Origin of the sequence: Aestuariibaculum sp. YM273 (assembly GCF_030908365.1) — a bacterium.
GTDB lineage: Bacteria > Bacteroidota > Bacteroidia > Flavobacteriales > Flavobacteriaceae > Aestuariibaculum > Aestuariibaculum marinum.
In genome coordinates this window covers 2,050,476-2,074,397 of record NZ_CP133090.1, presented here as the reverse complement: position 1 = coordinate 2,074,397, position 23,922 = coordinate 2,050,476, and the positions used below count along the sequence as shown (strand labels likewise).

Below are 23,922 nucleotides of genomic sequence, written 5' to 3'. Positions count from 1 at the left end.
ATCCAATCCCTTTTGGAATTGACAAAAGTAATTTATAATATTTTTCTTATTAAATATAAGAATTTTTTAAACAGCTGTTTTTTTCAATTGAAGTCGGTCTAAAAACTCCTGATCTTTTACGCCATTCACAAAATACATTTTCATCATACCTCGATTCTTTACTTCTATCTCACCACGATATTTACAATCAAACACATCTTTCACTATTTCATAAGTATTTTCAGAGATATTAATTCTTCCAGGATCAGAAAGTGTCTCCATCCTTGATGCAACATTTACCGTATCACCCCAGATATCATAAGCAAACTTGTGAATTCCAACCACACCCGCTACAATAGGACCTGTATTAACCCCTATACGAATATCAAAAGTAGTTACATTTTCTCCGGCATTTCGCTTTGTTTCATCAATAAACCGGGCTATTTCAAAAGCAGCCATAATAACTTTAAAAGGATGATCAGAGGTTGGGAAAGGCAATCCGCCGGCACACATATAAGCATCTCCAATAGTTTTTATTTTTTCAATGCCATATTTTTCCATGATTTGATCGAATCTTGAAAAATAATAATCAACACTATTTACCAGTTCTTCAGGAGATAAATCTTTTGCAAAATAGGTAAACCCTTTAAAATCGGTAAACAACACAGTAACCGATTCAAATTTCTTAGCTTCCACCTTACCTTTCTCCTTAAGTTCCACAGCTGTTTCTTCAGGAAGAATATTATGCAATAAGTTATCTGAGCGTTTCTTTTCCTGCTCTATAATCAGATTGGTTGCCTTCACAAACTTGTACCGTTTATACAACCCTACTGCAGAAATAAAGACAACAAGTATGGTTAGCAACGACACTAAAATAACACTCTTTTGGCGCTTTTGTTTTAACTGTTGAATTTCCGATTCTTTCTCCAAGAGTCCAATTTGATCTTCTTTCTTCTCTAAATCAAAATCAAATTGAAGTCCACGTATTTTATCATCTGTTTCTAAATTGAATAAACTATCCTTTTTGGCAACATACAACTCCTTATACTGGTAGGCCTTTTTGAAATCCTGATTTAAAGCATATGCACTAGACAAACCTTTGTACACATCCCTTAATTCATCATTAGCTTCAATACGCTTGGCTAAAATTTCTGCTTCTTCATAAACTTCAATTGACTTAGTAATATCTTTATATTTATAAGCTTCTCCTAAGGCATACAATGCTTGTACTTCATCAAGCTGCAAAGCATTTAATTGCGCAATATTGTAGGCCTCATTTAAATATTTTATAGACTCCTCAATATCATTTTTCTTTAAAAGTACCCTGCTTGTTTTTATAAGAATATCCGCTCTTGAAGCCACCTTATCATTACTTGATAATGCCTCTTGATAATAGTAAAGCGCTTCATCATAAAGTCCCTTTTTGAAATAAACCTCTCCTACTCCCATCAAGTAACTAATAACAAGTTGCGGATCTTTTAACTCTTCCTTAAAATCATTACATCTATTATAATATTCAAGGGCTTTATCATAGCTCCCCATTTCAGCATAAAGCCCTCCAATATTTAACAAGGCAGATGAAATTCGCAAAGGATCCTTTAATTTCTCTGAAATATTTAACGACCTCAAATAATAATCCAAGGCCCTCACATTACTTCCCTGGCTATAATAAACGGCCCCTAAATTATTAACAAGGTTTGCCATTCCAATAGTATCGTTAATGGATTCAAATTCTTTTAAAGACTCGGTCCAGGAATTTAGCACATCTAAATATTTCCCTTGAAAATATTGAGTAAGACCAATGTATTTTAACGCATAGCCTTTCCCTCTTTTATAATCTAAACTAGTAGCCAATTCATTTGCTCTTTGTGCAAATTCGTGAGCTTTATTAATGTCGCCAATATTCAAGACCTCTCTACTTAAATCATTTAGATTAATTACCATAGAAGTGTCTTTAACTCCTGTATTAACAACATGTTTCAAACTATCAATGGTACTGTTTTGAGCCATACCAGAAAAAGACAAGAAAAAGAAAAAACAGACTAAAATTATACCTGACCTTAATTGCATACAATTTTATTCTTTTAAAATATTATAAGTTCTCAGTTCAGTCTCACTAGCAATCCTAACGATATATAATCCTACGGGCAAGCCAGACATATTAACCTCTATAGTATCAAGAGGGTTAACAAAAGTACCTGCATCAATTACTACAAATCCGTACATATTGATCACTAAAACCGACACATTATTTTCCATGACATTCTGCTCAATATACAGTATTGTAGAAACCGGATTTGGATATATAGAATAGGCACCGTCTAATTTCGCATCGCATTTACCACTCTCACTGGTTGATGCCGATGACACCGAACTTTTTTGTGTCCCGTCGTAAGTTGTTAAACTCCAAACTAATTGGGTTCCATCAAATTGAATTTCAAAGGTTCCCTCCCCAGGCATAAAAACGGTTGGGAGTAATCCACTATGCTCTGCTCCTGTTAATTTATTATCCTCACCTTCATTAACATACACTGGATAATCATTATCATTTTCATACCTGTAAACCACAGTGTATTTCAAACTCCCAATCGCGTTAGGGTCGTAAGACACACAATCGGCATACGTACGTACCTTTCTGGAACTGTCTGATGGATTTACAAACAAATGCGCATTATTAGAAACAATTATGTAATTTTCAGGTTCAGTAATTTTTACATAATAAGATCCTGGGATATTTGTATCATAAAAAACATTATCCGTATCATCCACAAAATAATATGGAACACCATCTGGAAACACCGTATCTTCACTATCTTCTCCAACAAAGCCATCAAACGTAAACATCAGTTCTGGTTGCTCCCCTTGATAAACCACAGATTCTTCCGGAGAAACAATAACATTAAGGGTAGCTGGTGTAATGACTAAGGTGCCGAAAGTTTCATTTAGCAGATTATGTATCACATAATTATTAGGGTTTCTGATTTTAATCTCATATGCACCCAGCATATCAAGTTCTGATAACTCGTACTCCACATTATCCTTAACAAAGTAAAATGGCACACCATCTGGAAAAACAGTTGTAACAGATTCCACAGCCTCACCTTCAAAAGCCCATCCTTCAAAAGTTGTCTTTTCCAAAAGCATAGCTTCTGTTAAATTAGTTCCGTAAGGCATGGTTATATTTTCAGTACTAACATTTAAATCCTTTGGATTAATAATTACATTCCCAACACCGTAAGTAATATTGAAGTTTGCTGACATTTCATTTAAGAATGCACCCGGATACACTTGATGGGTATCCTCATCGGTTGGCGTCACATCAATACCTGTTATCATATTTAAAGCGTAAATTTCAGAAATGGCGCGTTCATCATCCGATCCGTCTTCTGGCGGAGCATCCTCTGCATCGATAATAGTGAATACCTCACCATAATCTTTAAAAGGCCTATCAGGGTCATCTGTATTCACTACTGCACGAAACTTATTAACAACCGCTCGAAATTTATTCTCGATTCCCAACTCAACATCTCCTGTAAACAAATCTTCGGCATTTACTACCGCTCGAAATTTATTAACTACAGCCCTAAACTTACTCGTTGTTCCACTATCAAAGTCATCTCTAGCAGAAATATAATTGGTTATATCATCTGTTTCAAGGTCTACTACATTCATTCCATTTACAACAGCCCGAAATTTATTTTGTATGGTACGCTCTGAGGCACTCCAGCTACCACCATTTAAAAAGCTCAAATCATAATCATTTACAACCGCTCGAAATTTATTTACCACCGCCTGAAACTTGCTAGGAATACCATCTTTAAAGTCATTAGCATGAGTTTCATCAATTAATAACCTAAAACCATCTTCATCTGAGATTCCTGCACCATCAAATTGATAATTAAACCCTATTGAAATGGCATCACCATAGGTATAAACAACATCTTCAGGCATAATTGTTAAATCTTTTTTAGTAATGGTTAAATACCCGATCTTACCAATATCTGGGTCTGGATCTATATAACCAGACACAAAATTCACCTGATATTTCTCCGATAACTCAGTAGATAATTCTTCCGCAAAGGATGGGGTTATTACATAATCAAAAACAATAGGATATTCCCCTAAAGCCAATTTAGCATCCGCACCAGAACTTAAAATTACTTCAGGAAAACCAAGTGTTGTCATAATTTCAGGGAAAGATAAGGTTGCATCTTCAATATCTTCAGGAGGTAAACCTTGAACATAATAGGACAGACTAATATCCTGTCCATATTCAAATGCAGTATTATTAGGCACAATATTTATAGCGTACTTGCCGTCTGGTAATATTTTAACCGGATCTGAAAACCCTCCATTACCTTCAGTTCCCGGCTTGGGCTCGGTATATATCTTTAAATCAGGATTACCAGTAAACTCTGGAATGACAGCTATAATCTCTGTATCCGATACCACCTGGATGTCGGTAATCTCATTTCCATCAAAAAAGACTTTCGCCGGATAAGGCTCTTCACTTTCAGACGGGAAGAACTCACCTATTATAGAGAGTGTAATAGGTTCGGCTCCCGGGTTTCCTGTTAAGATAGTTAAAGATGTGATATTAGCCGTTTGTGCTGCTATACTTTTAAAAGCATTTAAAGTATTTAAAAACTGAGCATTGCCGCCATCTCGAGCCGTAAAGTTAACTGCTGTATTCTTAAACGTGGATAATGCTTGACCATCTGAAAAGGTAGAAGCACCTGAACCATCGGGATACCAATAGGGTAACGCCGACTTAAGTAAAGCCATTGCAGCTGCTGCATGCGGTGCCGCTGCCGAAGTTCCGTAAAAATTTAAGGCTTCATCATTGTCACAAGTATCACATGTTGCCAATTGACCTATGGTAGTCGAAGCCGTATTACCTCCGTCAGGAGCATACATATCAACATCAAGCGTCACACCATCTTTTAGTAAGCCCCCATAACTGGAGAAGGCTTCTGCAACAGGATTGTCTGCAAAACGATAATCTACAGCTCCAACAGTAACAGATTCCGGTGTCATGGCATGCCCACTTACCGTCGGGGCACCATCGCCAAAATATTCCGGAAATGAAAGTCCGTCTGCAGTACCATCTTCTCCCGTAGTTCTAAAAGCGATATACCGAAACGGTACATTCGTTGGACCGTTGGCACTCGTGATTAAAATATTAGCATCTCCGGTGCCTGTGGATCGAAACACAATAATTTCGGTAGGATCACCATTTACATTAACGCGATTATTTCCCACCAGTAACCGTCCTGCATCATCAACAATATATATATCTAAATCGTTATCTGCACCCAATTGATTCTCTTGTGATGCTACATCCTCTTTCCATTGAAGCGCAATTAAATAGGTTCCTGGAACCACACTTATTTTTTGTAAATAATCAGGTGTTCCATCAGTATTTGTTCCAAACACATGTGCTACTGTAGGCGTTCCATTTGGAATAAAATTAGTTAATGGTGTACTTGGTGAACTGTTAAAAGTTGCCTGATATCCTTTATTTGCAACATTTCCGGCCGATGTAAAATGAAATTTACCTAACTGCCCCACAAAGGACTGAACGTTTTCTGAAATTCTTCCTATTCCAAAAAACGGTTCTGTAATAAACGTAATATCATCTACTATTAAATCACAACCAGCATCTTTTAAAGCATTAAACCCCACTTCAAACTGTCTGGGTGATGCTGTTGCTGTATGAAACGCTAAAGAAGCTCCGGGAGCTACATCATGAATAATCTGAAGCATGGCTCGCCCTTCATCAGACGACTTATATTTATTATCTTCTAAAACCTCAATACCTGCAGGCAACTCGCCATTTTCAACATCAAGTGCGGCATACTCAGGGGAACCTAAAGCCATATCATAACTATCAGACAACACGCCTATTTTAACTCCTGTTCCATCTACAGGTAAAACAGTACCATCCTCTTGAATTATTCGAAATGACTGTCGCACCAAATTTGAAGTTTGAGCACCATCGCCTTGCGATAGAATTCCTCCGGAATTATTATAAGCCGGATAAACTGGTCTGGCGAAATTTATAATATCCGGATAATCGTTTAGAGCGCATAAGTCTGCTGGATTAAAATATACATCTATCGCTGCCAACCCTAAATATTCCGATATATCCAGAAGAAAGTCGGAAGCCGGAATGTTAAATGTATCTTGAAGCAAACTTAGTACTGCCTGCATCTGGTTAGCCACTGGTACAATTTCAACCAACACCTTACCCGCTTCTATTTGAAAAATTAATTCGGAAGGTGTTTCTCCTGCTACGCCATCACACAACGAAGATAATTCCTGCCCTATAAGATCGTACGACTTCCCGTTATTTCCAATAACTGGAAAAACAAAACCATCATCAGGGTTACATTTCGCTGAATTAGCATTTGCTCTTACTGTGTGAGTATTACCGTTACTGATAATGGTCCACTCTACATAGTCATGCGGACCAAACTCTTTAGTAAACACTTTTTCTACGGTACCCGGTTTAAATTTATTTAAACCTTTAGCAACTTTTTTCCCGTTATTCGTTTTTATAATACTTCCAGATTCATCAATAACCACTTCCTTATTAGTAGGGTTATAATAACTAAAGGTTGCTTGATACAGACCATTGCTTAAATCTTTAACACAATAAACAACGGGCTCTATATCTTTATTTTTCTGAGCAAAAGATGGTAGTGAAATAAAAAAAACTATGAGGCAAAACAAAAAGACATCCTGAGGTGAGTATTTTTTTTTCATACTAAAAAGATTTATAGTTAAATCCACATTTCACGATAGTTTCTAGCGTAAAAAATGACCAATACTACTATACCATAAATCTTAGAGAGGTTGAGAGGTGACCCGAGAAGCCTCGTAAATTTACCACAAATAATTGATTATTAACCAAATAAACCAATATTTAACATTACAATATTTATATTGTTAATAAATTATGTAATCTCTATTTTTTTTAACATTTATTTAAAATTAATACAAGTTTTAACAAACATACTAACTATCAACATGTTAAATTAGAACCTAAAACAACAGATTTAAACAAGAATACACCACATACTGTAGTAGTTATTTTCAAACAATAGAATTACTATGTATTTTTTTACGTACCTTAGACTGTCCTCATATCACACATGAACCACCTCTTTTTGAATTAATTAGCAGCATGTTCAGTTTCATTTTAATTAAATTTATATGAGTGATATTAATTCTGAAGAGTTAAACTTCAAAACCATTTTTTCGTTTCGATCATTATCATTAACCCTTTTGGGAGTTTGTTTTGCTGTATTCGCCATAAAGGGATTTATGATACCTAACCATTTTCTGGATGGTGGTCTTTTAGGTATTTCCATCTTAATCCATGAGTTTTACCATATAAGCGTAAGTATCCCACTGGTTCTTTTAAACCTTCCTTTTGTATATATTGGTTATTTAAAAATCGGTAAAAATTTCGCAGCCAGTTCTTTAATTGCTGTTATTTTACTGGGTTTTGTAATGCATGTATTACCTGTTCCGGAAGTTACCAACGACCATTTTTTAACCGCTATTTTTGGTGGTGTCTTTGTTGGTCTGGGTATAGGCTTTGTTATTCGGGGAGGCGGAGTAATCGACGGACTTGAAGTTATTGCGGCCTATACCAATAAAAGTATTGGGTTATCTACAGCCGAAATTATCATGACCATTAATACCACGTTGTTCTTAATCATTGCATTTTATTTAGGTATTGAAAAAGCCATGTACTCCATTGTAACCTTCTATACCGCACTAAAAACTTCAAACTATGTCGTTGATGGATTTGAGAAGCTAATTTCTTTAACCATCATAGCTCCAGACTCCGAAAAGGTAAAATCCTTAATTGTAAACGATTTTAAAAAGGCGGTTACCGTCTACAAAGGCGAACGAGGTAACTTACCGGGGTCTTACGGCATAAAACAAGACTGCGATATTATTGTTGCCGTGGTCACCAGAATTGAAGTTCATAAAATAAAAAAAGCCATTAGAAGTGCCGACCCTAAAGCCTTTATGTATGTGCAAAACATTAATGAAGTTGGCGGTGGCATTGTAAGTAAACGTAGCAACCATTAACCACTTTTATTCAAAAATTTCAGCAAAAATAACGCCAGAGGTTCCGTTAATTTCTTATTCGGGTTTTGTTCGAGTTTCGTTAGAGACTTGTTCAGTTCTAAAAACAGGATGATTTTCACCTATTTTATCAAAAAGTATCGCTAGACGAACAAACCTAGACCTTAACTCAAATTAAACCAAAACATTAGCCTTGCTATTTTGTTTTAACACCCCTAGATTATCTAAATATTAAAATTTAAAAAATGTAAGAAAAAGTGAAGATAATTCACTAAATTTAAGACAGAAAATGTTAAACCTAAACCTTTTACAATGAAATATTTATTTATTCTATTCTTCTTGATTTCTGTTGCTGCACCTGCACAAAACGACAACTGGAAAAAATTAGCTGAAAAGACTGTTGCTTTTAAAAATGAAAAAGATAAAGTGACGCTTACCGGTTCTGAAAAAGATATAACCAAAGTAAAACTGACCTGTACACAAGGTACATTGGAACTAAAAAGTGTTACCATTGTTATGGAAAATGGTGAAAAAAAAGAATACGACGCCAAAGGTCTTGGTGTTTTAACCAATGGTATGTCATCAGTACCTTATGCCGTTCCAAGCAAAGGGGATAAAGTAAAATACCTGGAGTTAGAATACGACACCAAAGGGAAAGTTATATTAACCAAAAGAGCTAAAGTTGAAGTTTGGGGTAAAAAAGGAAAAGATTAAAATCATATACTTAAAAGTCGGGTTCAATTCATAAAATCCGGCTTTTGTTTTTTTTCAAACCTCCTAATTACGCGCTTAATTTTCAGTTGGCGTCTGGTTAATTAGGTATCATTTCTTCTTAATAAACTTTCCTATGAAAAACTTTTTAACCCTTATAGTCCTACTCGCTGTTTTCTGTTCTCAAGCCCAAACCAAAAGCATTGATTCTACAGCAGTTTATATTCTTGATAAAATGGCAGATATCATTGGTAGTCTGGAATCGGTTAAATTCGATATAAATACAGCTAACGATAAGTTAGATACCGATGGTAATTTAAGCACCTACTATGCTACAAGTAATATTGCCATGACCGGACCAAACAAATTTACCTCAACAACAAATGGAGATGCAGGCAATTTTGGATATTGGTACGATGGCAAATATATTTCGTATTACTCGTTAACAGAACATAATTATGTGACGCTGGAAGCACCGGAAACCATATTAACTATGATCGACTCCATGCATACCGCATTCGATTTTAAATTCCCTGCAGCCGATTTTTTCTATCCATCATTCACAGATGATCTTATTGAAGATTTCGACACGATTAGCTATGAAGGCCAACGTAGTATTGATGGCGAAAAATGTTTCTACATTACTGCCACAAATGCAGACAAACACATTCAACTGTGGATAACAAGTAACACGACCATGTTACCTAAACGACTGATTATTGTGTACAAAACCGAAGGTAACTTACAGTTTGAAACCAGCTTTTACAACTGGGAATTGAACCCTAATATTCCAGAGGCTATTTACAATTTCACTCCCCCTCCGCATGCTAGTCTAATAAGCATTCTGGCTAAATCCTAACCTTAACTCAAGTAACTATGAAACTCATATTAAACTCTATTAAATATTTTTCGGCCACAGCCTTAATAGTTATTTTAAGCTTAGGAACAACCGAAACCACGCACGCTCAACGCTTAAAACATCCCGTTTCAAGAGGAGGCAATAAAAGCATGGCTCATAAACCTGCGAGCCGTCCGGTAAGCAGACCAACAACAGCTAACCGAAAAGTTACGACACCTACAAACAGAGGAGGTTCTATAAACGGAGGGCACACAAAAGTGATATCCAGAAATAATTTACCAAATAGAAACACTAACAATAAAACCACGGTAAATAGAAATAAACCAACTATTAACAATAATAACAAACAGGTTATTAACAGAAACAAGCCAACCATTAACAATAACAAAGGAAAACAAGTTATTAACCGGAATAAAAACACTTCAAATGTTAAAACTATAAATCGAAGACCAGGTAATACAGGCGGTGGTGGTCGCAATAATATCAACATTAATAACAGTCATAACAACATTAACATTAATGTCAACAATAACCGACATAACCACAGGAACACGTATGTAAGACACAGTCATAGGCATTATACGCGTCCCCCTCATATTTTTGGAGGTTTTAGATTTTATTGTCATTGGCCATATTATTACCATCCTTATCGTCCATACTACTGGGGACCACACTGGCACCCTTGGGGTTATTTCGTAACCTCATTGGCAACAACTGCTATTATTGTAGCCATTATAGACGACAGTAATGATAATAATGAAGAATACCATTACGATAACGGCACCTACTATTTAAAAACCGAAGATGGCTTTGAAGCGGTTCAAGCGCCTATTGGGGCTCAAGTACCATCAATACCAGATGAAGCAGAGAAAGTTACTGTAAATGAAACCAACAATTACTATTATGGTGGTGCCTTTTACGAACAAAATGCAGATGGCTACATTGTGGTACCTGCTACTGCCGGAACCATTGTTCCTAACTTACCTGAAGGCGGAGAGGAAGTAAAAATTGGCGACCAAACCTATGTACAATTTGGCGACACGTATTATCAACCTATTCAGGTAGATGGTAAAAACATGTATGAAATTGTAGATGTCCTTGAAGACGAATAAATTCTTTTAAAAAACATTAAAGCTATCTTTGATGGCTTTAATGTTTCATGAAAATATTTAAATCGATTGATTTAAATAAACACAAATTAGGTGCAAACATTTTGGACTTTTTACTTCATTAACTAATCCCCAAGTTTAATATTCATTTTTTATTATTTCTATCTAATACCAAACAAGGGTAAGCTAAGTTTTCTGCGTATTAACAGTACGAATAATTAAATTATATTTATCGTTTTTCAATCTATACCAACATTACAATTCACATAAATGAATCTATTAAAACTTCTATTCTACACCCTTCTTTTAAACTTAATCAGCATTTCATGTAAAACTCCAAACACCTACGAAAAGCCACATGAAAATAACACACTCCATCCTCCATTAATGGGCTGGGCTTCGTGGAATAACTACCGGGTAAACATAAATGAAAACATCATAAAAAGTCAGGCTGATGCTTTGGTTAATCAAAAATTAAATGATTATGGCTACACGTATTTAAACATAGACGATGGGTATTTTGGAGGAAGAGATGAAAACGGAAAAATAAGATCTCATGAAACTCGTTTTCCTAATGGCATGAAGGCCATAGCGGATTATATTCACTCTAAAGGATTAAAAGCTGGCATCTATTCTGATGCTGGTATTAACACCTGCGCCTCCTACTGGGACAAAGACACTATTGGTGTTGGTATGGGGTTATACGGTCATGACAAACAAGATTTAAACCTATTTCTGAAAGAATGGGATTTCGATTTTATAAAAATAGACTGGTGTGGTGGTGAATGGTTAGGACTTGATGAAGAATCGAGATATACTGAAATTGGCAGACTAGCCAAATCCATAAAACCATCTGTAATTTATAATGTTTGCCGTTGGAAATTCCCTGGCAAATGGGTAACACAAGTCGCTAATTCCTGGCGAATAAATGGTGACCTAGCAGATACTTTTGAATCGGCTTTAAAAACCATCGACGCCAATGCCGACTTATGGCCTTACAGTTCCTACGGACATTATAACGATATGGATATGCTTCAGGTGGGACGTGGTATGACTTACGAAGAAGATAAAACCCAGTTCTCGATGTGGTGTTTAATGCATTCGCCTCTTTTATTAGGTAATGACTTAACCACAGTATCGGAAGAAACCAAAGAAATCATAACCAACGAAGAACTTATTGAATTAAATCAAAGTACGTTTGTTTACCAAGCCAGAAGAGTAGTTGACTATGGTGAAACTGAAATCTGGGCGAAACCAGTAACTTCAACAATGAGTGGTATTGTAGCGGTGGCTTTATTAAACCGAACGGACGAACAACAAAATATTAGCTTTAATTTAAAAGATATTGGAGTTAAGGCTTCGGAAGGTTATGACACTAAAGATTTGTGGTCCAAAGCGGTTCTGCCAACTTCAAAAGAGCCTAGTATAACTAAATCGGTTGCTCCTCATGGGGTTGTTGTTTTAAAAATTACTGGAACACCCATTCCGTACAACGTTTTTCAATATAAAGGCAAAAAACAAAATTAACAGACACAAAAAAGGCTTGGATAAACCAAGCCTTTTTTAATATTTTCAAACTGAATATTAATTGCAGTTTACAACCACTTTTACCGATTGACTACTATCTGCCTGAACTTCGAAAGCCTTTGGCAATTCATCTAATGGAAAACGGTGTGTAATAATTGGAGTTACATCAACCTTACCACTTTCAACCAACGCAATCGCTTCTGCAAAATCTTCATCTGTATAAAATAAAGATCCTTGTACATTCAAACGTTTGTAGACCACCAAATTAGGATTCACTGTTGTTTCCTTGCTATAAATAGCTAAAACTGTCATTTTCCCATCTGGCGCTAAAAGCTCAAGGCATTGTGCAAAAAGAGAGCTTACTCCTGTACATTCAAAAACAGACGTTAAATTTGGTACTTTACCTGAATAATCAAGTGCATCAACCTCTCCATATTGCTCAACAATAAAGTCTTTTAAATCGCCATCCTTAGTTGGATTAAACGTAAACTTGGCCCCTAAAGTTTTTGCCAACTCTAAACGCTTTTCACTGATATCGGTCGCGATAATATTCTCAATACCTTTACTTTTTAAAGCAGCAATAGTAACCAAACCAATAGTTCCGCAACCTGACACCAACACATTATCTGATGACGTTAAATGCGTTTTATTAATCGCTGCCAAACCTACAGTTAACGGCTCTAAAAGCGCTCCTTTATCACTGGTAATTTTATCAGATATTTTATGAATATTTTTTCCTAATAAAGCTTGATCAACTTTTACTTGTTTGGCAAATCCACCGGCGCTTATACCTAAGCCAATTCCGTTATACATCGGGTTAACTACTACACGGTCACCAACTTTTAAATTTTCAACAGCCTCGCCAACTTCAACAAGTTCTCCGCAAAACTCGTGTCCTAAAACAGAACCCGAAGGCACTAAACCCTCATGATAAATATGTAAGTCTGTTCCACAAATACCTGTTGCTTCGACTTTAAGGATAACACTATCGTTAGTTAAAATTGGTAATTCTCTTTCTTCTACTTTTATTTCATGGATACCCTGAAATACACCTGATGGATTTTTCTCTTTCATAATCTTTATACGTATGTTACTTTAGTTCAGAATTTATATTTTTAATATAATTCTACTTACAAATTTGAAAAAAATTAAGTGTATCTCAAAAATACCCTTCAAAAATTAACAATTTACCAACATTAAAGTAAACATAAGTTACTTTTAATAAAAGTAACTTACTTTACATGTGATGTTCTCCATGATCTTCAGCCTTAATTTCACCAGACTGATTCATTTCCATAGTATGATCGTACTGACAACATCCTGGTAAATTTTTGTAAGCTTCTTCGCTTCCTGCAACCTTTTCGGTATCGTACCCCGAAGCAGCAATCGCTTTATGAATACTCATAGCATCAGTTTTTGATCCATCAAAAGCGACATCAATTTTCTTTTTATCAACATCCCAGTCGGCTTTAGTCACACCATCAACAGCGTTTGCAGCCTTTTCAATGGTGTTTTTACACATGCCGCAATTACCACGAACTCCAAAAGACAGCTCGGTTAAAGCTACTTCGCTAGCTCCTTCTGTTTGTGTTGTTTCCGCTTCTTTTTTGGTGTCGTTCTTACAACTTACAAATCCTAATACGGCAATAACCGCTACACTTAAAATTACTTTTTTCATCTCTTAATACATTTATTGATTTTTAATTTATTTGATTATTCTATTATTTGTTTTACTTCTCCACAGGTTAACATAGCATCTCCAAAATATGGATTCAAGACTTTTTCTTCTTTACTTAACCAAAACGCTCCTTGATTGTCATTAGCCATTGGACAATACTCTAAAAATACTTTTTCATTAACCCCAAACGATTGTATCGCTGCTATTAATGCATCCGACAGCCCTTTAAAATGCTGCCTTTGTTCTTCAATTTTAGAAGACTTTGAAATTGAAGCTGAATTACTTTCTATCTTCTTTAATTGAGTCATCCATCGCATATGTGCTTCATTCTCTTTCAACAATTTCATATCGACTTTCGGCAGGCTTTTTTCCAAACTTTGAGATGCCTCTGAAGCCTCTTCTGAATATCCTTCAACCAAAGCATCTTTTAAAGCGATGTACTCATCATACACTGATTTTAGCTGCTGCTGAAACTCTTTTGAAACCGTTAATCTATTCGTTTTTAATTCATCAGACTCCATAGCCTCTTCCTTAGCATGATTCATCATCGATTTTTTACCTTGTAATTGTGCTGCTGCATCTACAGTAAACGTTCCGTTAGTTACAATTTCATCGCCAGCATTTAAACCTTCTAAAACCTGATAAGTATCTCCTAGTCTTCCTCCTAAAGTCACTTCACGCATTTCAAACACGGGTTCTGTTTTGCTTGATTTTAGGTAAACAACCGAACGTTGTCCTGTCCACAAAACGGCTGTTGACGGAACTGTTAAAATCTCTTTATTCTTAGCATTCACTCCTTTTAATTCTGCTTCCACAAACATGCCTGGCTTGAATTCTCCTTTAGTATTATTAAGCACTACGCGTAAATTAACCGTTCTGGTATTCGGGTTTAATACAGGATCTATAAAATCGACGGTACCATTAAATACTTTTCCCGGATAAGCTTTCGCTGAAACATCAATAGCCTGACCTATTTTAAACTGTGAAATCTGATTTTCATACACATCGAAATTAGCCCAAACAGTTTCTAAATTGGCAATTTTTAAAAGTGGCTGACCTTGTTTAATATAATCACCTTCATTAATTAATTTTTGAGTTACCACACCCGATACTGTGGCATACACAGGAAGTTTTTCCTTTACCTTTCCGGTGGTTTCAATCTGATTAATTTGACTATCGGACAACTTCCATAACTTTAATTTGTTGCGAACCGCCTGATACAACTCGGGTTGAGATTCCTTTAACGACACCGCGGTTAACAATTCCTGCTGTGCTGCATACAATTCTGGTGAATAAACGGTAGCCAACAGTTGTCCTTTTCGAACATCTTCACCAGTAAAACTCACATTCAAGTGCTCTATTCGACCCGATACATAACTTACCTGAACAGCATTTGCACTTTCATTTTCTGCTATTTTACCTGATAACGTTATTCCGTGATTCTCTGACTCATTATTCCCCACAATGGTCGTTTGAATATTAGCCAAAGCCATGGCGTTTTCAGTTAGCTTAAACTGATCTGCCGTTAAACCTGTTGCTCCTGCCTCAGCTGGAATTAAATCCATACCACAAATAGGACAATCTCCCGGTTCAGGCTGCATAATTTGAGGATGCATGGAGCAGGTCCACATTTGCGTTATCGAAGTTTCCGCTTCATGATTATGTTCTGTTTCTTGAGAAGACGCGCCTCCAAACAACAACCAACCTAACAATAGGCCTAAGCCTAAAACTGCAACGTAAATGATATATTTTTTCATTGTCTATATTTTAAATTTTCTCAATCTTAATGCATTCGTAATAACCGACACCGAACTAAAACTCATAGCTAAGGCCGCTATCATGGGAGATAATAATATGCCAAAAAACGGAAACAACACCCCGGCAGCTACCGGTACCCCGAGCGTGTTGTAAACCAAAGCAAAAAATAGGTTTTGCTTAATGTTTTTCATCACCGCATGACTTAAATGACGTGCTTTAACGATGCCTTGCAAATCACTTTTTACTAAGGTTATCATCGCACTTTCAATAGCGACATCGGTTCCAGTTCCCATGGCAATACCTACATTACTTTTAGCCAAAGCAGGCGCATCGTTAATGCCATCGCCAGCGACAGCCACAATTCTACCCTCATTTTGAAGCTGTTCTACTTCTTTTAATTTATCTTCTGGTAACATCCCGGCTTTAAACTCCGCCAGATTTAATTCTGAAGCCACGGCTTGAGCGGTATCGTGATTATCACCTGTTAGCATAATCACATCGACCCCTTTATTTTTTAACTCTTTAATCGCGGCCTTACTGGTTTCTTTTATTTTATCACCAATCACAACATAACCAACAATTTCATTCTCTATAGCTATGTAAGATACTGTTTTACCTTGCTTCTGAAATTGATTTACTTCAGCTTCTTTTTCTTTATTGATTTCAGCTTTAACAAACTCCATCATTTTAGGATTACCCAAGGCTACTTTATTACCTTCAACAACAGCTTCAACACCTTTTCCTGTAACGGCATTAAATTGCTCCGATTTAAGAATTTTAGTCTGATGCGCTTTACCATACTTCACCGTTGCCTCAGCTAATGGATGTTCACTATTCATATTCAAAGAAACAATGTACTGCAAAACCTCCTGTTCAGTCATCTTCTCTCCAAAAACTCCAATTTTTTCAACACTAGGTTTTCCTTCTGTGATTGTTCCGGTTTTATCAATAATTAAAGCATCGACTTTATTCATCAACTCTAAGGCCTTCGCATTTTTAATAAGTACACCATGCTGCGCACCACGACCAACACCCACCATAACCGACATTGGAGTAGCTAAACCTAAAGCACAAGGACAAGCAATAATTAACACGGCAATAGCATTAACCAAAGCAAAAACGTAAGCAGGCTCTGGTCCCCAAATAGCCCAAACGACAAATGTGATTACTGAAATAATAACCACAATAGGCACAAAATAAGCAGATACTTTATCGGCTAAATTCTGAATAGGCGCACGACTACGACTGGCATCATTTACCATATGAATAATTTGTGACAACAGGGTATCGCTACCTACTTTTTCAGCTTTCATTAAAAACGACTGATTGCCGTTGATGGTACCGCTACTTACCTTATCGCCTTCCTGCTTGTCTACAGGCACAGGTTCCCCCGTAATCATCGATTCATCAACACTCGAATTGCCTTCTGTCACAACACCATCTACCGGAATTTTATCGCCGGGTTTTACTTTTAGTATATCGTGTATCTGTATCTTGTCTATGCCAACTTCAACCTCTTCGCCTTCAACCATTTTAATGGCTTTATTTGGTGCCAATTTCAACAATTCCTTAACCGCTGAATTCGTTTTACTATGCGCGCGCGCTTCCAGCAACTGCCCCAAAAGCACCAGAGTTAAAATAACGGTTGCCGCCTCGAAATACACATGCACTGCTCCTGATTCTGCTTTAAACTGTGCTGGAAACACATTTGGAAACAACATAGCAACTACGCTAAAAACCCAGGCCACACCGGCACCTATACCAATTAAGGTAAACATATTCAAGTTCCAAGTTTTGATGCTGCGGTAAGCACGCTCGAAAAACATCCAAGCCGCATAAAATACCACTGGAATAGACAATACAAACTGTACCATATTCCAATATTTTTGCTCCATAATGTCGTACAACGGGTTATGATTCAGCATTTCGCTCATGGCGATTAAAAAAATGGGGAGGGTAAACGCCGTAGCTATCCAAAACTTTTTTAATAACGACTTATATATTTTCTCTTCTGCTGAAAGTTCCGGTTTTAAAGGCACGAGATCCATACCGCAAATAGGACATGAACCACTTTCCTTTTCTACAATTTCAGGATGCATCGGGCAAGTCCATTGTTCTGATGTTTCTGTCGATAGGTTTTGTTCTTCCACTAAACCCATACCACAAACCGGACAATCCCCAGGTTTATCATAGGTTTTATCGCCCTCACAATGCATCGGGCAATAGTAAGTTCCTGTACCTTTTCCTTTAGGCTTTTCTTCTTTTTTAGGTTCTTCATGATGGTGATGTCCTGGCATATGGATGCTGTAACGTCCGCAATCATTTTTTAATGCTAGCTGAAAGGTTTCAATAGGAATATGTTTTGCCATCTCTATCTCGGCTTCTGCTTTTGCTAAATCGACCGATACATGGGAAACACCTTCCATTTTAGCAAGCGTGTTTTCAACATGACCGCGACAGCCATTACAAGTCATACCGTGTATGTGATATGTATGTTTCATCATTTTCTCATTTTAAAATTTACCATTCAAAATTACCGCAACCTTCAAATTTCGGTTTTCCTAATTATGGTTAATCTTTATACAATTTGGTCTATCGATTTTCTTTCCCAATTCTGAAGGTTTTTATAATCCGTCATCGACATGCCAGTCACACTTTTAAATTGCTTCGCCAAATGGCTACTGTTTTTATAATTAAGACTATAAGCGATTTCAGAAAAATTAAGCTGTTGTAACTGAATATACTCCTTAACCTTTTCAATCTTTAAATTTATCAGATACTTCTCAAGCGTGATGCCTTCATGCTTACTGAAAGTCTTGCTTAAAGCTGAATAATTCTTCCCAAGCTTTTTAGCAACTTCCGAAAGGATCACATCGGCATCTCCTTTTTCAATGTCTTCTATTAAAGCTATTTTTATCTGCTCTATTATCGCTTCGGTTGTTTCTTTAATAAGCTCAAAACCTAATTCGTTTAACTCAATTTCCAAATCGGTATAATTATAATCTTTATTTTCAGCTACCACGACTTTTCCTAATTCAACCGACTGTACCTCAAAACGCAAATCTTTCAACACTTTTAAAACCGTCATTTTACAACGATCGCAAACCATATTCTTTATCATTAATGTATGCGACATAACTACTGAATTAAATAATTAATGATGGTAGACTGCATATAATAGGCTTTTACAGCTTCAATTTGGTTCATTTGAAATTTTAACTGCAATTCCTGAATATCCAGAACATCGTTAAAGTTTATGGTTCCTGTTTCGTAACTTTTAATCAAAATACTTTCGGCGTCTTTGGCTTGTTTCAAATTTTTGGTTTGCGTGTTAAAACTAATACGCGCCGCAGTTCTGTCTTTTATAGCCTTATCCAATGTAGTTTCTAAAGTATTGTAACGCTCCTGTTTTTGATATACCAGTTCCTGCTGTTGCAATTCATTCTGTTTGGTTTGTGATTTGTATTTGTTATTAAAAATGGGGATCGATACCGAAACCATAGGCATGATAATGTCTTTTCCGTTATCGGAAAAATTCATATTCGGACGCTTTTCAACATTAATATAATCTAAACCAAAACCTATCATCGGGCTACTTTCTTTTTGATTTAACAACTCCGATTGTTCAACCGAATGAAATAACTTATCGTACTTTATCAACTCAGGGTGTACTTCTAAGCGTTCTAAAGTACCATCAATATCTTCACTTGGTATTTCTAAATCCTGAATTACCTGAATTCCTGTGTTTTTATCTCGATTCAACAACTTGTTCAACTTAGTTTGCTCAGCCAAAAACTGCTGAGACAACACGTCTTTTAACTGTTGTAAATCGTTTTGACGCATTTGTAATCGCAATACACTTACCGCTGATGCTTTTCCAACTTCAACTGAAGTCAGCGCCATCGTTTCGTAGGTTTTCAACAGCTTTATATTTTCTGTTAATACTTGCTGTTTAGACTGAATGGTGTACAATTCGTAATACGATTGTGATACCGACGCCATAAGTTTGCGTTTGGCAATCACATAATCTTCATACTTGGCATCAGCCATAGCCCCCATGTAATGCTCTCTCGCTGTTACATTACCAAACCAAGGCAACATTTGCTTGGCAGATACTTTAAATTTTTGAGCTCCCGTTCGGGTTTCCGGTTCGCTAACAAAATACCCCACTCCAAATTCGGTGTTCGGGACCGTATTGACTTCATTAATCTTTTCGGAAGCCATCTGATATTGTAAATCGAACTTCTGAAGCTCTGGATTATTATTTATTGCTTCATGTATCAGAATATCTAAATCCTGAGCATGTGAACAAAGACTCAAGAAAAAAGAACCAAGAACCAAGAATCTTTTAAAATTATTGTAATACACTTTCATCTTTCTTTAGTTTTTTACTTTCATTTCCGCTTTCCAACTGTATAATACAGGCACCACAAAAAGTGTGATTAAAGCAATTAGCATCCCTCCAAAACTTGGAATCGCCATAGGAATCATAATATCACTACCTCTACCCGTAGATGTTAATACCGGCAACAAAGCAAGAATAGTAGTTGCCGTAGTCATTAAACACGGTCTGATCCGTTTTTCTCCGGCTTCAACAACCGATGCTCTGATTTCCTTTTTAGTTTCTGGTGTGTTTCTATCGAATGTTTGCGTTAAGTAGGTGGCCATAACCACACCATCGTCGGTTGCAATTCCAAATAAAGCGATGAACCCAACCCAAACCGCAACACTTAAATTGATTGGATGCATTTGGAATAACTCTCGAAGGTTTTCACCGAAAAAGGATATGTTTAAAAACCAACTTTGTCCGTATAACCAAATCATAATAAATCCACCAGCAAAGGCTACGGCAATTCCAGAAAATACTATTAATGATGTCCCTACCGATCTAAACTGAAAATACAGAATTAAGAAAATAATCATTAGTGCAAGAGGCACCACTACCGACAAAGTTTTCTCTGCCCTAAGCTGATTTTCATAACTTCCTGTAAACTGATAACTAATCCCTTTTGGGACCACTAAATCACCTGAATCAATGTTCTCCTTAATGAGTTTCTGAGCATTTTCAACCACATTAACCTCAGCAAAACCATCTAATTTATCGAATAATACATATCCTACTAAAAACGTATCTTCACTTTTAATCACCTGCGGTCCCTGCTCATAACGAATGGTTGCCAATTCACTAAGTGACACCGGACTTCCTTTTTCAACAGGAATATACACTTGCTCTAAATCGGTTGGATTAGCACGTAATTCTCTTGGGTAACGCACCCGAACACCATAACGCTCACGCCCTTCAACAGTTTGCGTTAACACCATACCTCCAACAGCTACTTTCAGCACGTTCTGAACCTGCTCAATACTCACACCATATCGTGCAATTTTGTCGCGATTAATATCGATTAGCAAATAGGGTTTACCAACAATTCTATCTGCAAAAACAGCTTCTTGTTTAACACCTTCAGCATGTTTTAATACATTTTCAAGCTCCATTCCAAAGGCCTCAATTTGTTTTAAATCTTGCCCTTTCACTTTTATACCCATTGGAGCACGCATACCCGTTTGCAACATCACTAATCGGGTTTCGATAGGTTGCAGTTTGGGTGCTGAAGTCACACCAGGAAGTTTTGTTGCTTTTACAATCTCGTTCCAGATATCGTCTGGTGATTGTATTTCGGGACGCCAGTTACGGAAAAACTCGCCATCATCATCTGGAATGAGTTGTTCTTTTGTATTTACAGGTTGCCACGCTTCAATATTTTCAGCTCGCAATGACTTCCCGTTTTTTAATACAAACTCACCATCTTCATTTACTTTATAGCGCTGACGCACACCTTCAGCATTTAACATATACTCTGGTTTGTACTGAATAATATTTTCATACATCGATAATGGCGCAGGATCTAAAGCCGATTCTGTTCTTCCCGCTTTCCCGACCACAGTTTCTATTTCAGGAATATTTGCTACAGCCATATCGAGTTGCTGCAACACACGCTTATTTTCTTCAATACCGGAGTGCGGCATCGATGTCGGCATCAATAAAAACGAACCTTCATTTAACGATGGCATGAATTCCTTTCCGGTATTTTTCATAATAAAAAACCCAGCAATTACAATGGCTGCCGGAACCGACAAAAACAATACTTTATTATCAAGACACCACCGTAATATTTTAGTGTAATTCATTCTGAAAAGCGTAAAAACACCTAACAAACCGAAACAGATAATCGCTACAAAAATGAGATTCCAAAAAATACTTCTATCAACCCCCAGTGGTCGCCAATATTCCGCTAAAAGAAAGACAATAACTAAAGCTGAAATAATAATATTTAAACTGTTTTTTGAAAGAACAAACTGTTTATTTAAAAGTGAAGTACCGTATTCTTCCTTACCTAAATACAAACTCATTACAGTAACAGCCGAAAAACCTACTAGAACCAAACCTAACCAATACCCTTTAACGATTGATAAAATACCAACAGTAAACAGTATGATATTAACACCATAATTAAGTTTCTTTTTTATATCATGCTTTTTAAAAATGAAAGCTGCAAACGGCGGAATTAAAAATAGCGCAACAACAATGGAAGCTGTTAATGCAAATGTTTTTGTGAATGCTAAAGGACGGAATAATTTCCCTTCGGCACCTATCATCGTAAATACAGGAATAAAACTGATAATGGTTGTCATAACCGCCGTTACAATTGCTCCTGACACTTCAGCAGTTGCATTATAGACCACTGTATTTATAGAATGTGTTCCATCATTTTCATCAAGGTGCCGAATGATATTTTCAGAGAGGATCACACCTACATCAACCATAGTCCCGATGGCAATGGCAATACCAGAAAGTGCCACAATATTGGCATCAACTCCAAAGAATTTCATGGCAATAAAAACCATTAGGACGGCAACTGGCAATAATCCTGAAATAAGAATCGACGCTCTTAAGTTAAATACCATTACCACAATGACCAAAACTGTAATGAGTATCTCTAAAGTCAGCGCTTCGTTTAAGGTTCCTAAAGTTTCTTGAATAAGCTCTGATCTATCGTAAAATGGTACAATAGTTACTTGAGATGTCCTGCCTTCGCTAAGTTCTTTAGTAGGCAACCCCGAACTTAACTCGTTTATTTTCTCTTTAACATTGTTAATAACTTCCATTGGGTTCGCCCCATATCGTGCCACGACCACGCCACCAACAACTTCGGCACCTTCTTTATCTAAAATACCACGACGTGCAGCCGGACCCAACGATACTTTAGCAACGTCCTTTATTTTTATAGGCGTAAAATCTTTTGAAGTCACTACTGCATCTTCGATATCGGCAATAGACTTCACATAGCCCAAACCACGCACTAAATATTCAGCTTGGTTAATCTCCAGTGTTTGTGCACCAATATCCCTGTTACTTTCTTTAACGGCTTTTACGATTTGCTGTAATCCGATATTGTATTGACGCATCAATTCTGGATCGACATCCACCTGATATTCCTGAACATAACCGCCTATTGAAGCCACTTCGGAAACTCCACTTGCCGATGACAAAGCATATTTCACATAATAATCCTGAATACTACGTAACTCTTGTAAATCCCAGCCTCCAGTAACGTTACCATTCTGATCGCGTCCTTCAAGCGTATACCAATATATCTGTCCTAAACCGGTGGCATCAGGCCCTAAAGCAGGACTTACATCTTCCGGCAGTAATCCGCTTGGCAAAGCATTTAACTTCTCCAGAATACGACTTCGACTCCAGTAAAACTCCACATCTTCTTCAAAAATGATATAAATACTTGAAAACCCGAACATAGACGAACTACGAATGGTTTTCACTCCAGGAATTCCTAGTAAAGATGTCGTTAACGGATAGGTAATCTGATCTTCAATATCCTGTGGTGAACGCCCATCCCACTTGGTAAAAACAATTTGTTGATTTTCACCTATATCAGGAATGGCATCAACGGCAACAGGGTTATTTGGAAGAAATCCGGTATCCCAGTTAAAAGGTGCATTTACTGTTCCCCAGCCTATAAAAAGAATGAGTAACAGAACCGCGACCAGTTTATTTTCTATTAAAAACTTAATGCTTTTATTCAGCATGGTTTTGAAATTTTAGTAATTAAAATAGTGTATATAGTAAGAAAGAGCTATTATAAAAAATGCTCAAAACACGTCAAGGTCATAACACA

General features: G+C 36.7%; 14 protein-coding genes. 5 read left to right on the top strand and 9 right to left on the bottom strand.

Features of this window, described 5'->3' with window-relative positions:
* Nucleotides 1-66: 66 nt before the first annotated feature.
* The gene (locus RBH94_RS08780; protein ID WP_307880571.1) at nt 67-2,049 is read right to left on the bottom strand and encodes an adenylate/guanylate cyclase domain-containing protein; all 1,983 of its coding nucleotides are present in this window, start codon (nt 2,047-2,049) and stop codon (nt 67-69) included.
* 6 nt (nt 2,050-2,055) lie between these two features.
* Entirely contained in the window at nt 2,056-6,747 is a 4,692-nt protein-coding gene (locus RBH94_RS08775) for a S8 family peptidase (protein WP_307880570.1), read from the bottom strand.
* A gap of 450 nt (nt 6,748-7,197) precedes the next feature.
* Between RBH94_RS08775 and RBH94_RS08770 the strand changes: the two genes are divergently transcribed.
* The 5 genes from RBH94_RS08770 (at nt 7,198) to RBH94_RS08750 (ending at nt 12,291) form a co-directional block, all read left to right on the top strand.
* Entirely contained in the window at nt 7,198-8,088 is an 891-nt protein-coding gene (locus tag RBH94_RS08770) for a YitT family protein (RefSeq protein ID WP_307880569.1), read from the top strand.
* 309 nt (nt 8,089-8,397) lie between these two features.
* Nucleotides 8,398-8,799 carry a DUF2541 domain-containing protein gene (locus RBH94_RS08765; protein ID WP_188224205.1) on the top strand — a complete coding sequence of 134 codons (402 nt, stop codon included), beginning with the start codon at nt 8,398-8,400 and terminating at the stop codon, nt 8,797-8,799.
* A gap of 133 nt (nt 8,800-8,932) precedes the next feature.
* Entirely contained in the window at nt 8,933-9,655 is a 723-nt protein-coding gene (locus RBH94_RS08760) for a DUF2092 domain-containing protein (RefSeq protein WP_307880568.1), read from the top strand.
* Between the two features lie 17 nt (nt 9,656-9,672).
* Nucleotides 9,673-10,767, top strand: a complete 1,095-nt coding sequence (locus tag RBH94_RS08755) for a DUF6515 family protein (protein WP_307880567.1) — start codon at nt 9,673-9,675, stop codon at nt 10,765-10,767.
* Between the two features lie 267 nt (nt 10,768-11,034).
* Nucleotides 11,035-12,291: a glycoside hydrolase family 27 protein gene (locus RBH94_RS08750; RefSeq protein WP_307880566.1), complete on the top strand. Its 1,257-nt coding sequence runs from the start codon at nt 11,035-11,037 to the stop codon at nt 12,289-12,291.
* A gap of 57 nt (nt 12,292-12,348) precedes the next feature.
* Here RBH94_RS08750 and RBH94_RS08745 read toward each other — a convergent pair whose 3' ends face one another.
* From RBH94_RS08745 to RBH94_RS08715, 7 genes are all read right to left on the bottom strand, one after another.
* Nucleotides 12,349-13,365: a zinc-binding dehydrogenase gene (locus RBH94_RS08745; protein WP_307880565.1), complete on the bottom strand. Its 1,017-nt coding sequence runs from the start codon at nt 13,363-13,365 to the stop codon at nt 12,349-12,351.
* Nucleotides 13,366-13,528: 163 nt separating this feature from the next.
* Nucleotides 13,529-13,969, bottom strand: a complete 441-nt coding sequence (locus RBH94_RS08740) for a heavy-metal-associated domain-containing protein (protein ID WP_307880564.1) — start codon at nt 13,967-13,969, stop codon at nt 13,529-13,531.
* Nucleotides 13,970-14,004: 35 nt separating this feature from the next.
* Nucleotides 14,005-15,726 carry an efflux RND transporter periplasmic adaptor subunit gene (locus RBH94_RS08735; protein ID WP_307880563.1) on the bottom strand — a complete coding sequence of 574 codons (1,722 nt, stop codon included), beginning with the start codon at nt 15,724-15,726 and terminating at the stop codon, nt 14,005-14,007.
* A 3-nt stretch (nt 15,727-15,729) separates the two neighbouring features.
* On the bottom strand, nt 15,730-18,228 hold the full coding sequence (locus tag RBH94_RS08730; protein ID WP_307883151.1) for a heavy metal translocating P-type ATPase: 2,499 nt from the start codon (nt 18,226-18,228) through the stop codon (nt 15,730-15,732).
* A gap of 77 nt (nt 18,229-18,305) precedes the next feature.
* A complete protein-coding gene (locus RBH94_RS08725) occupies nt 18,306-18,863 on the bottom strand; it encodes an AraC family transcriptional regulator (protein ID WP_307880562.1) in 558 nt (185 codons plus the stop codon).
* Between the two features lie 2 nt (nt 18,864-18,865).
* Nucleotides 18,866-20,101, bottom strand: a complete 1,236-nt coding sequence (locus tag RBH94_RS08720) for a TolC family protein (RefSeq protein ID WP_307880561.1) — start codon at nt 20,099-20,101, stop codon at nt 18,866-18,868.
* A gap of 6 nt (nt 20,102-20,107) precedes the next feature.
* A complete protein-coding gene (locus RBH94_RS08715; protein ID WP_307880560.1) occupies nt 20,108-23,833 on the bottom strand; it encodes an efflux RND transporter permease subunit in 3,726 nt (1,241 codons plus the stop codon).
* Nucleotides 23,834-23,922: the final 89 nt, after the last annotated feature.